General features: G+C 66.6%; 10 protein-coding genes and 1 tRNA gene. 9 read left to right on the top strand and 2 right to left on the bottom strand.

Features of this window, described 5'->3' with window-relative positions:
- Positions 1 to 67 precede the first annotated feature (67 nt).
- The 3 genes from R5O87_RS05405 (at position 68) to R5O87_RS05395 (ending at position 2,524) form a co-directional block, all read left to right on the top strand.
- Entirely contained in the window at positions 68 to 751 is a 684-nt protein-coding gene (locus tag R5O87_RS05405; protein WP_410556793.1) for a lysophospholipid acyltransferase family protein, read from the top strand.
- 10 nt (positions 752 to 761) lie between these two features.
- Positions 762 to 2,312, top strand: coding sequence for a ribosome biogenesis GTPase Der (gene der / locus R5O87_RS05400; protein ID WP_387100910.1), 1,551 nt, complete (start codon positions 762 to 764; stop codon positions 2,310 to 2,312).
- A 138-nt stretch (positions 2,313 to 2,450) separates the two neighbouring features.
- A tRNA-Pro gene (locus tag R5O87_RS05395) sits at positions 2,451 to 2,524 on the top strand.
- 126 nt (positions 2,525 to 2,650) lie between these two features.
- Here the strand turns inward: R5O87_RS05395 and R5O87_RS05390 are convergent.
- Complete coding sequence (locus R5O87_RS05390; RefSeq protein WP_410556758.1) at positions 2,651 to 3,523, bottom strand: DNA-formamidopyrimidine glycosylase family protein; 873 nt, start codon at positions 3,521 to 3,523, stop codon at positions 2,651 to 2,653.
- A gap of 154 nt (positions 3,524 to 3,677) precedes the next feature.
- On the opposite strand from R5O87_RS05390, the gene gcvH reads away from it, so the two are divergent.
- The 5 genes from gcvH to R5O87_RS05365 all read left to right on the top strand — a co-directional run bounded on the left by gcvH (position 3,678) and on the right by R5O87_RS05365 (position 6,777).
- On the top strand, positions 3,678 to 4,064 hold the full coding sequence (gcvH, locus tag R5O87_RS05385; RefSeq protein WP_003801813.1) for a glycine cleavage system protein GcvH: 387 nt from the start codon (positions 3,678 to 3,680) through the stop codon (positions 4,062 to 4,064).
- Between the two features lie 145 nt (positions 4,065 to 4,209).
- On the top strand, positions 4,210 to 4,686 hold the full coding sequence (locus R5O87_RS05380) for an FHA domain-containing protein (protein ID WP_410556757.1): 477 nt from the start codon (positions 4,210 to 4,212) through the stop codon (positions 4,684 to 4,686).
- 22 nt (positions 4,687 to 4,708) lie between these two features.
- On the top strand, positions 4,709 to 5,425 hold the full coding sequence (ftsR, locus tag R5O87_RS05375; RefSeq protein WP_410556792.1) for a transcriptional regulator FtsR: 717 nt from the start codon (positions 4,709 to 4,711) through the stop codon (positions 5,423 to 5,425).
- Positions 5,425 to 5,928, top strand: coding sequence for a bifunctional nuclease family protein (locus R5O87_RS05370; RefSeq protein ID WP_076798054.1), 504 nt, complete (start codon positions 5,425 to 5,427; stop codon positions 5,926 to 5,928). Before ftsR ends, R5O87_RS05370 begins: the two co-directional genes overlap by 1 nt.
- A gap of 252 nt (positions 5,929 to 6,180) precedes the next feature.
- Complete coding sequence (locus tag R5O87_RS05365; RefSeq protein ID WP_003801807.1) at positions 6,181 to 6,777, top strand: MerR family transcriptional regulator; 597 nt, start codon at positions 6,181 to 6,183, stop codon at positions 6,775 to 6,777.
- A gap of 99 nt (positions 6,778 to 6,876) precedes the next feature.
- Here the strand turns inward: R5O87_RS05365 and R5O87_RS05360 are convergent, their stop codons facing one another.
- Entirely contained in the window at positions 6,877 to 7,698 is an 822-nt protein-coding gene (locus R5O87_RS05360) for a ParA family protein (RefSeq protein ID WP_410556756.1), read from the bottom strand.
- A 383-nt stretch (positions 7,699 to 8,081) separates the two neighbouring features.
- Between R5O87_RS05360 and R5O87_RS05355 the strand changes: the two genes are divergently transcribed.
- A complete protein-coding gene (locus tag R5O87_RS05355; RefSeq protein ID WP_410556755.1) occupies positions 8,082 to 11,477 on the top strand; it encodes a pyruvate carboxylase in 3,396 nt (1,131 codons plus the stop codon).
- The last annotated feature ends 132 nt before the right edge of the window (positions 11,478 to 11,609 follow it).

Here is an 11,609-nt window from a genome sequence, read left to right as displayed (position 1 = left end):
CCGGAAGCCGGGCATCCGGAAACCTGGCGCCCGGGTTCCGGGGACGGCTCTGCCCGGTGCGTGGACCATGGCGTGGAGCCGGCCCGTCGGACGGTTCCTGAACAGCGGCGTCTACCGCACCTCCGTCACCGGCCGCTCCAACGTTCCGGCCGCGGGCCCGGTGATCTTCGCAGGTAACCACATCAGTTTCCTCGACGGGCCCGTCATGTTCGGCGCCTCGCCCCGGCCCATGCACATCCTCGTTAAGCAGGAGATGTTCAAGGGTTTCCTCGGCCGCGTGCTGAGGGCGTCGGGCCAGCTTCCGGTTGATCGGGCGGGGGACCGCTCGGTCCTGCAGCTCAGCAAGGATGTGCTGGACGCCGGCCGGTGCATCGGCATCCTGCCCGAGGGAACCCGGGGGAGCGGCACCGCGGCCGGCATCAGCAACGGGGTGGCATGGCTCGCCCTGAACTCGGACGCCGTCGTGGTGCCGGTGGCCATCCTGGGCACACGGCAGGGCGGCGAACACCTGGACAGCATCCCGAAACCCGGCCGCCGGCTGCACGTCAGCTTCGGCCAACCCCTTTCGCTCCGCCGGAATCCGGGTGAAACCGGGCGTGCTTCAATGGACAGGGCGGCCACGGAAATCCGTGACACCCTGGCCGGGCACGTCCGGAACACTGTCCGGCTCAGCGGGCTGTCTTTGCCCTCCGCGGATCATCCGCACCAACGTTCCACCGCAGTAGCCGGACAGCCGGCAGACCACCATTAAGGAAAGTGCAATGAGCGATACGACTCAAACTTCCGGCCACTCCGGCGCCGGCGAAGACGAATACACGCCCACCGGCACCGACCAGGTGGCTGAACATCTGGCGGCCATGGACGACGACGAGGCGGAGCTCCGCGCCGCGTCGCTCCGGGCCGGACTGGACGACTACGAACTCGATGAGGAAGACGCCGCGCTCCTCAGCGGCCTGCACGACGAGGACGAGCTCGAGGGCCCGCTCAAGCTGGACCCCGTGCTTGCCATCATCGGCCGCCCGAACGTCGGCAAGTCCACCCTCGTCAACCGCATCCTCGGCCGCCGCGAGGCTGTCGTGGAGGACACCCCCGGCGTGACCCGCGACCGCGTGATGTACTCGGCGAACTGGAACGGCCGGAACTTCACCCTGGTGGACACCGGCGGCTGGGAGCACGATGCCCGCGGCATCCACGCCCGGGTGGCGGAACAGGCCGAAATGGCCGTGGAACTGGCTGACGCCGTGCTGTTCGTCGTCGACTCGGCCGTCGGGGCAACCGCCACTGACGAGGCCGTCATGAAGATGCTCCGCCGGAGCAAGAAGCCGGTCATCCTCGTCGCCAACAAGGTGGACGACTTCGCCCAGGAAGCCGACTCCGCAGTCCTCTGGGGCCTGGGCTTCGGCGAGCCGTACCCCGTCTCCGCGCTGCACGGCCGCGGCGTGGCCGACCTCCTGGACCACGTCATGGACACCCTGCCGGAGTTCTCCACCGTCGAGGGCGTCGAACGCTCCGGCGGCCCGCGCCGGATCGCGCTGATCGGACGCCCGAACGTCGGCAAGTCCTCGCTGCTGAACAAGCTGGCCGGCTCCGAGCGCGTGGTGGTGGACAACACCGCCGGCACCACCCGCGATCCGGTGGACGAGTTCATCGAGCTCGGCGGCCAGACCTGGCGCTTCGTGGACACCGCCGGCATCCGCCGGCGCCAGCACATGGCGCAGGGCGCCGATTTCTATGCCTCCCTGCGGACCCAGAGCGCGCTGGAAAAGGCGGAGGTCGCCGTCGTTCTTCTTGCTGTTGACGAGGTGCTCAGCGAGCAGGACGTCCGCATCCTGCAGCTGGCCATCGAATCGGGACGCGCCCTGGTGCTCGCGTTCAACAAATGGGACCTTCTCGACGACGAACGCCGCCGGTACCTGGAACGCGAAATCGAGCAGGACCTCGCGCACGTGGAGTGGGCGCCGCGCGTCAACATCTCCGCCAAGACCGGCTGGCACAAGGACCGCCTGGTCCCGGCGCTGGAGCTTGCGCTGGAAAACTGGGACCGGCGCATTCCCACCGGCCGGCTCAACGCCTTCCTGGGCGAGCTGGTGGCGGCGCACCCGCACCCGGTCCGCGGCGGCAAGCAGCCCCGCATCCTCTTCGGCACGCAGGCCTCCAGCCGGCCGCCGAAATTCGTCCTGTTCACCACCGGATTCCTGGATCCGGGCTACCGCCGGTTCATCACCCGCCGCCTGCGGGAAACCTTTGGCTTCGAGGGAACACCCATCGAGGTCAGCATGCGTGTGCGTGAAAAGCGCGGCAAGAAGCGTTAATTACGACACACCGGGCTCCGAATGCCGGAAAGTGTCACTGGCACCCTCCGGAATCGTGTAAGCTCTTCTAGGTGGTTCGGCCGGACTGCTTAGGTGAAATTCTTCGGAACATCATCTGGCGGAGAACGGCGGAACTGACGGGCTGTAGCGCAGCTTGGTAGCGCACTTGACTGGGGGTCAAGGGGTCGCAGGTTCAAATCCTGTCAGCCCGACCGCAACAAAACCCCGCCAACCCGACAGGGTTGGCGGGGTTTTTTGTTGCCCGCACGACGGCGTTGTTGCCCGGACGACGGCGGCACGCGCCTTTCCGGGGCAGGCGCCGCTGAGGCGGCGGCGTGCTACTTGAGGAAGCGGGATGTCCTGCGGTCGGCCAGGATCTTGCCGTTGGTCTGGCAGGTGGGGCAGTACTGCAAGGCAGTGTCCGCGAAGGACACCTCCCGGACGGTGTCCCCGCAGACCGGGCACAACTCACCGGCGCGGCCATGCACATTCATGCCGCTCCGTTTCGCATCCTTCAAATCGGCGGGCGCCTTTCCCGCGGCCTGGGCCACTGCGGCTCCGAGAACGGTGTGGATGGCGTCGTAGAGGATCCCGACTTTCACCGGGTCCAGCGAATTGGCCATGGCGAACGGGGAGATTTTCGCTGCGTGCAGGATTTCGTCGCTGTAGGCGTTACCAATGCCCGCGATGACGCTCTGGCTGCGCAGCACGCCCTTGATCTGGTGCGCGTGCCCGGCCAGGATCTCGGCGAACATCTCGCGGCTGAACGCGGGGATCAGCGGATCCGGACCGAGCTCGGCGATGCCGTGGACGTCATCGGGCTTGCGGACCACGTAGATTGCCAGGCCCTTCTTGGTGCCGGCCTCGGTCAGGTCGATGCCCATCTTCCCGCCGTCCGCCCCGGCAAGATGCAGGCGGGCCGCAATCGGACCGTTCCCGGGCCGGAGCGGATCGGGCGAGGGTTTTTCGGTGTAACGGACCCAGCCCGCCCTGGCGAGGTGGAAGACGAAATACAGGCCGCCGGCGTCGATGCTGACGAACTTCCCGAACCGCTCCACGCCGGTGACCGTCCGGCCCGCAAGGACCGTGTAGGGCGGGTCGGCCGTCTTGAGCACGGCCACAGACAGGACCTGCAGCTTCTCCAGCACTGCGCCGCGCAGCCGCGTGTCGAGGAACGTGCTCAGTGCGGCCACCTCGGGTAGTTCCGGCATGGCACCACTTTGCCACACGGGGTGCCGGATTGGGCGGTTCCCGCGGGGCATAATGGCACATCCGGCGGCCAGGGACTTGTGCATATACTTTCAACCGGTGGCTGTTCCCTACGCCTCCGTTGACATTGGTGATTGACCCGATGAAAGGCCCCTGATGAGCAACATTCCCTCTGATCTGTCCTACACCGCCGAACACGAATGGGTGACCGCACCGAATGCCGATGGTGTTGTCCGCGTGGGGATCACCGACTTCGCCCAGGACGCGCTCGGGGATGTCGTGTACGCCCAGATGCCCGAAGTTGGCACCACTGTTAAGGCAAACGACGTCGTCGGTGAGGTTGAATCCACCAAGAGCGTAAGCGACATCTACGCGCCTGTTTCCGGCGAGATCGTGGCCCGCAACGAGGCACTGGACAGCGATTCCGCACTCATCAACTCCGATCCCTACGGCGACGGCTGGCTTATCGAGGTCAAGCTCGCCGAACCTGATGCAGTGGATTCCCTGCTCAGTGCATCGGAGTACGAACAACAGGTAGGCTAAAGCTAACCGGTCCCGCTGCCCGGCCCAGGAGTCCAGCAATGGAGTCCAACGGCCGGACGGCGGGCGGCATATCGGAGCTGCCAGGCAGTTCCGGACGGTACGCGTTGATTGCAGGGGGACATCTGCAACGAAGGAGGAGGAATCCATGGTTGGCGGCGAACAGAACCACACCCACGGCGATTACGGCACAGGTGCGGGCGGGGCCTCGGAAACCACCTCGATTAACCTCACTCCGGTTCATGAAGAGCCCACGATCGTACCCAAGCTCTCCCCGGAGGAACGCTCTGCTGTTGAGGCGCTGCCCTCCGGCTCCGCCCTGCTCGTGGCCCACAGCGGGCCGAACTCGGGTGCCCGCTTCCTCCTTGACTCCGATGTCACCACGGCCGGGCGGCACCCGGACGCTGATATCTTCCTCGACGACGTGACGGTCTCCCGCCGCCACGTCGAGTTCCGCCGCACGCCGCGGAGCTTCGAGGTGGTGGACACCGGAAGCCTGAACGGCACCTACGTCAACCATGACCGCGTGGACAGCGTGGAACTGAGGTCCGGAAACGAAGTCCAGATTGGCAAGTTCCGCCTCACCTTCTACCTGAGCCCTGCCCGCGCAGCAGGACGCGTCTGATTCGGAGCGGCTGCCTGTGGCAATGGCACAACCGGAGCGCCGGGGACCGCTGGTCCTGAACATCGGGGAAGTGCTCGCTCAGCTGAGCGATGACTTTCCGAGCATGACGGCGTCGAAAATCAGATTCCTTGAGGAAAAGGGGCTCATCAATCCCCGGCGCACGCCCGCGGGCTACCGGCAGTACTCCGACAGCGACGTCGAACGGCTGCGCTTTGTCCTGTCGCTGCAGCGCGACCAGTACCTGCCGCTGAAGGTCATCAAGGACTACCTCGACGCCATCGACCGGGGCGAACGGCCCGAGAACCTTCCGCCCGGGGTTACCGTCTCCCCGCGGATCGTCTCGGACGAGCTCGCTTCGGAGCTGCAGAACAAGGCACGCAGGCTCAGTGAGGAGCAGCTGCGCGCGGAGTCGGGCGCCAGCGTGCCGCTCCTGCAGTCCCTGCTCAGCTTCGGCCTCATCGGGCACACCGACGGCAAGTTCGACGAGCACGCGCTCCAGGTGGCCCGTGCCTGTGTCCAGCTGGAGAGCCACGGCCTGGAGCCCCGGCACCTCCGGCCCTTCCAGGCGGCGGCGGAGCGCGAGTTCGGACTCGTGGAACGCGCCGTAGCCACCCTCACCTCGCGCAGGGACGCGGCGTCGCAGGCCCGCGCGGCGGAAGCCGCCCGGGAAATCAGCGACCTTTGCCTCACCCTGCACCGGGCGCTTGTCCAGGACCGTATCTCGCGGATGGAAATCTGATGATCGAAGTCGAGATTGTGGGCGTCCGCATCGAACTGCCCTCCAACCAGCCCCTGGTCCTGCTCCGCGAGATGCACGGGGAACGCCACGTTCCCATCTGGATCGGGACGCCCGAGGCAAGCGCCATTGCGCTGGCCCAGCAGGGCGTCGTGCCGCCGCGGCCCATGACGCACGACCTCCTGGTTGACGTCGTGGAGACCCTCGGCCATTCCGTGGTCAGCGTGAACATCGTGGCCGTGGAGGACAACATCTTCTACGGCCAGCTGCAGTTCGACAACGGGGCCACGGTGAGCTCCAGGGCATCGGACGCCCTCGCGATCGCGCTGCGTGCCAAGTGCCGGATCTGGTGCGCCGACTCTGTCATGGACGAGGCCGGCGTGCGCATCACCGAACACGACGAGGGCGAGGACACGGAGCCCGGTCCCACCGTGGAGGAAGAGCGCGAGCTGCGCAGGTTCCGAGAGTTCCTGGACGACGTCGAGCCCGAGGACTTCGACGGCTAAGGTCACGTTAAGGTTAAAGTTAAGCCTGAAACTTTCGACACGCCCCACTAATGATGCGAACGTCTTTGACCTTGGGCCGTGGCAGGCCTAACGTCGAAGGTACCAAGTTCCCATTGCATACGACAGCGGCGCAAGTCACACTGGAAAGTGCTACTCCGGCCGAATTACAAGCATGAATTTCATCCGGACTTCGTGCGTGTAGCAGCTGTTGCGGCAACTTCCCCAGGGGAGCTCATGACAAGGAGGATCCACGTGAGTCCGAAAGGCGAAGCAGGCGAGCTGAAGCAACCCTCGACGGCCGGCGTTGCCGTGCCCGCAAGCGGTGCTCAGGGCCTTCTCTTCACTGAGGATCTCCCGGTTCTGGACGAGGACGCCGGCTACCGCGGGCCCACCGCCTGCAAGGCCGCCGGCATCACCTACCGGCAGCTCGACTACTGGGCCCGTACCGGCCTGGTGGAGCCCGCAGTCCGCGGCGCAGCGGGCTCCGGTTCGCAGCGGCTCTACGGTTTCCGCGACATTCTGGTCCTGAAAGTGGTCAAGCGCCTGCTGGACACCGGCGTATCGCTGCAGCAGATCCGCAGTGCGGTGGAGCACCTCCGTGAACGCGGTGTTGAGGACCTGGCCCAGATCACCCTCATGAGCGACGGCGCCAGTGTTTACGAATGTACGTCTGCGGATGAGGTCATCGACCTCGTGCAGGGCGGCCAGGGCGTGTTCGGCATCGCCGTCGGCCGTGTGTGGCGCGAAGTCGAGGGGAGCCTGGCCTCGCTGCCCAGCGAGCATGCCGGCGAACAGACGTTCCCGGACGATGAACTCAGCAAGCGCCGCGCAGCGCGCAAGATCGGCTAGCGGAATCAAACAAAAGGCCGCCTCCCGTCGGGGAGGCGGCCTTTTGCTGTCTCAACACACTTAGGTGAGATCCGGCGTCGAAAACTCCTGTGCGCGCGGTTAGCGGGCCACCCTGCTGCGGCTGGTCTTGTTGGTGGCCATGAGATTCTCCAGCAGCGTGTCGTACAGCCCGGCCGCGGTTTTGGCGGAGTCGCCGGGCCAATGGTGGACGGAATGCGCCGCGCCCTGGATCTGCTGCCAGTTGGCCTGCTCCGGGATATGCGGAGCCAGCAGGAGGTCGCCAAACATCGCCTGCATCTCGGCAAGCCGGAACGCGTGCTCGGAAGAACCGGAGCGCACCCGGTTGGCCACAATGCCGGCGGGGGAGAGATTCGGCGCGAATTCCTGCCTGAACAGCTGGATGGCCCGCATGGTGCGTTCCGTGCCGGCCACGGAGAAGAGCCCGGGCTCAGCCACCAGGGCCACCTTGTTGCTCGCCGACCAGGCCATGCGGGTGAGGCCGTTCAGCGACGGCGGGCAGTCCACCAGGATGAGTTCGTAAGCAGTGGCGCCGGCGAGCACCGCGGCGAGCCTGCGCAGATCGCGCTTGCCAAGGTCGGGCCGGTCGTAGATGCCGGTGTAAGCGGAGCCGACGGCGACATCAAGCACCGCCGGTCCGGAACCGTTGACGGCTACCCGGCTGATCCAGCCGCTGGGCACCACGTTCCCGGCGATGTTGGCCTTGCGCGGATTCTTCAGCATCCTGCCGATGTCCAGCTTGTCGCTGGGCTGCACCCCGAGGGCGGTGGTGGCGTCGGCATGGGGATCGAGGTCAACTACGAGGGTTGGGATGCCTGCGGCCAGTGCCGCAGACGCCAGTCCGGTGGTAACGGATGTCTTGCCGACACCGCCCTTGAGGCTGCTGATGCTGACTACTTGCACTTGTTAAACCAATACCTAACGCCGGTTGCCGTGTTGGGGTACGTTCCGTTCCGGTGCTCCCGGATGGTGCTGCAGGAACAGGGGCAGGCTTCCGCCGCCCCATTCATCATATGTTGACCTCGGCCGGAATCCCTTCTTATCGGGATCCGGGCATGCCTCCCCGGCCGGCCGGCCCGCCGTCGTTGTTCATCAGCACTGGAAGCGGCAGCCCAAGGGCGGCAAATCGTGGCGGCAAGAGCGGTGCCAATTACGGGACGACGGTGAATATGGTTCGGACATGACGGATAATTCTGTGATGGTAGACACAATGATTTGTGTTTCGTCCGGCCCGTCTTACACACTGTGACCACTCACCGATACACCCGCAATGATGCAGGAGAAGTATGTTTTCCAAGATTCTGGTGGCCAACCGCGGAGAAATCGCAATCCGTGCTTTCCGCGCCGGCTACGAACTGGGCGCCAAGACAGTCGCCGTGTTCCCCAACGAGGACCGTAACTCGATCCACCGCCAGAAGGCCGATGAGGCGTATCTGATTGGCGAAGAGGGACACCCCGTCCGCGCCTACCTGGACGTTGACGAGGTGGTGCGGGTTGCGAAGGAGTCCGGTGCGGACGCCATCTACCCCGGCTACGGCTTCCTCTCCGAGAACCCGGACCTGGCGAATGCAGCCAAGGCCGCGGGCATCACCTTCGTGGGTCCGCCCGCGGAGGTCCTTGAGCTCGCGGGCAACAAGGTGGCCGCACTGGAGGCCGCCCGCAAGGCCGGCGTCCCCGTGCTGAAGTCCAGCGCGCCGTCAAAGGACCTCGACGAGCTTCTCGCTGCTGCGGACGAAATCGGTTTCCCCATCTTCGCCAAGGCCGTGGCAGGCGGCGGCGGGCGCGGCATGCGCCGCGTCGACACCCGCGAGGCCCTGCCCGAGGCGCTGCAGTCCGCCATGCGCGAAGCTGACGCGGCCTTCGGCGACCCCACCATGTTCCTCGAACAGGCCGTGCTCCGCCCGCGCCACATCGAGGTCCAGATCCTGGCCGACGCCGAGGGCAACGTCATGCACCTCTTCGAGCGTGACTGTTCCATCCAGCGCCGCCACCAGAAGGTCATTGAGATTGCCCCGGCCCCGAACCTGGACGAAGGCATCCGCCAGGCCCTCTACCGGGACGCCGTGAAGTTCGCCAAGGCCCTGAACTACGTCAACGCCGGAACGGTCGAGTTCCTCGTGGACACCGTGGGCGAACGCGCCGGCCAGCACGTCTTCATCGAAATGAACCCCCGCATCCAGGTGGAGCACACCGTCACGGAAGAGGTCACCGACGTTGACCTCGTCCAGGCGCAGATGCGCATCGCCGCCGGCGAAACCCTTGCCGACCTGGGCCTGTCCCAGGAGACCGTCTTCCTCAAGGGCGCCGCGCTGCAGAGCCGCATCACCACCGAGGACCCGGCCAACGGCTTCCGGCCCGACGTCGGAAAGATCACCGGTTACCGCTCCGCCGGCGGCGCGGGTGTAAGGCTCGACGGCGGCACCGTCTACTCGGGTGCCGAGATCAGCCCCCACTTCGACTCCATGCTGGTGAAGCTCACCTGCCGCGGCCGGGACTACCCCGCAGCTGTCGCCCGGGCGCGCCGGGCGCTGGCGGAGTTCCGTATCCGCGGTGTCTCCACCAACATTTCCTTCCTGCAGGCCGTCCTGGACGACGCCGACTTCATCGCCGGCAACGTGGCCACCTCCTTCATCGACGAGCGGCCCGAACTGCTGAAGGCGCGCGTCTCCGCCGACCGCGGCACCAAGCTGCTGACCTGGCTCGCCGAGGTCACCGTGAACAAGCCGAACGGCGAACTTCCGGTCCGCACCGACCCCGCGGACAAGCTCCCGGCCGTCGCCGGCGCCGAGGCCCGCCCCGGCTCCCGCCAGCGGCTGCTGGAACTCGGCCCGGAGGGGTTCGCCAAGGCCCTGCGCGAGCAGAAGGCCGTCGCCGTCACCGACACCACGTTCCGCGACGCGCACCAGTCCCTGCTGGCCACCCGCGTCCGCACCAGGGATCTGCTGGCCGCCGCACCTGCGGTGTCCACCCTCCTGCCGGAACTGCTGTCCGTTGAGGCCTGGGGCGGCGCCACCTACGACGTTGCCCTGCGGTTCCTCGGCGAGGACCCCTGGGACCGGCTCGCCGCGCTGCGCAAAGCCCTGCCGAACGTCTGCCTGCAGATGCTGCTCCGCGGCCGGAACACCGTGGGCTACACCCCGTACCCCGAGGAAGTGACCGAGGCCTTCGTCAACGAGGCAGCGGCCACGGGCATCGACATCTTCCGGATCTTCGATGCACTGAACGACGTCAGCCAGATGGCACCTGCCATCCGCGCTGTCCGCGCCACCGGAACCGCCGTCGCCGAGGTGGCACTGTGCTACACGGGCGACATGCTGGACCCGAACGAGAAGCTCTACACGCTGGACTACTACCTGGGCCTGGCGGACAAAATCGTCGAAGCGGGAGCCCACATCCTCGCCATCAAGGACATGGCAGGCCTGCTGCGTCCGGCTGCCGCCGCGAAACTCGTCTCGGCGCTGCGGGAACGCTTCGACCTCCCGGTCCACCTGCACACCCACGACACCGCCGGCGGCCAGCTCGCCACGCTGCTCTCGGCAGTTGACGCGGGCGTGGACGCCGTGGATGTCGCCTCGGCATCCCTGGCCGGCACCACGAGCCAGCCGTCGGCGTCGGCCCTGGTTGCCGCCCTGGCCCACACGGAACGCGACACGGGCCTCAGCCTGGCCGCCGTCAGCTCCCTCGAGCCGTACTGGGAGGCCGTCCGCAGGGTCTATGCTCCCTTCGAGTCGGGACTGCCGGGTCCTACCGGCCGCGTCTACCAGCACGAAATCCCGGGCGGGCAGTTGTCCAACCTCCGTCAGCAGGCCATTGCGCTGGGCCTGGGCGAGCGCTTCGAGGCGATCGAGGACATGTACACGGCTGCCGACCGGATCCTGGGCCACCTGGTCAAGGTGACACCGTCGTCCAAGGTGGTGGGCGACCTCGCACTGCACCTGGTGGGCCTGAACGCAGACCCGGCCGACTTCAACGAGAACCCGCAGAACTACGACATCCCGGACTCCGTCATCGGGTTCCTCTCCGGCGAACTGGGCGATCCTCCCGGAGGCTGGCCGGAACCGTTCCGCACCAAGGCCCTCCAGGGCCGCAGCGTGAAGGTGCGCGACGCCGAACTGAGCGCCGAGGACAGTGCGGCTCTCCGCAGCGACTCCAAGACCCGCCAGCAGACGCTGAACCGGCTGCTCTTCGCCGGTCCCACCAAGGACTACCTCAAGAGCAGGGAGACGTACGGCAACGTTTCGGTCCTGGATACCCGCGACTACCTCTACGGCCTGCAGCGCGGCGAGGAGCACGTGATCCAGCTCGAAAAGGGTGTGCGCCTCATCGCGTCCCTCGAAGCTGTGTCGGAGCCGGACGAGAAGGGCATGCGCACGGTCATGTGCACGCTCAACGGCCAATCCCGCCCGGTCTCGGTGCGCGACAAGTCCGTGGTCAGCAATGTGAAGACGGCCGAGAAGGCTGACCCGTCCGTTCCGGGCCACGTCGCAGCTCCCTTCGCGGGCGCCGTGACGGTCACCGTCAAGGCCGGCGACACCGTCAACGCCGGCGACACCATCGCCACCATCGAGGCGATGAAGATGGAGGCCTCCATCACGACGCCGGTGGGCGGCAAGGTGACGCGGCTGGCCATTTCCGCTGTGGAACAGGTCCAGGGCGGTGACCTGCTGATCGTTGTCGAATAAACGACAGTAGATTACCGCTGAACTGCCTGCAGGACGGCCGGTGGCCGCCCTGCAGGTAGGGTGGAAAACAGAAAAAGGTTGTGGGGACGGCGCCAAGCCGCCCCCACAGCCGTTTCCGAACCACACCGGCAG

The organism is Arthrobacter globiformis (genome assembly GCF_046536215.2).
GTDB lineage: Bacteria > Actinomycetota > Actinomycetes > Actinomycetales > Micrococcaceae > Arthrobacter > Arthrobacter globiformis_E.
Note: the sequence above shows the minus strand (reverse complement) of the source record. Positions and strands in the feature narration are given on the sequence as shown.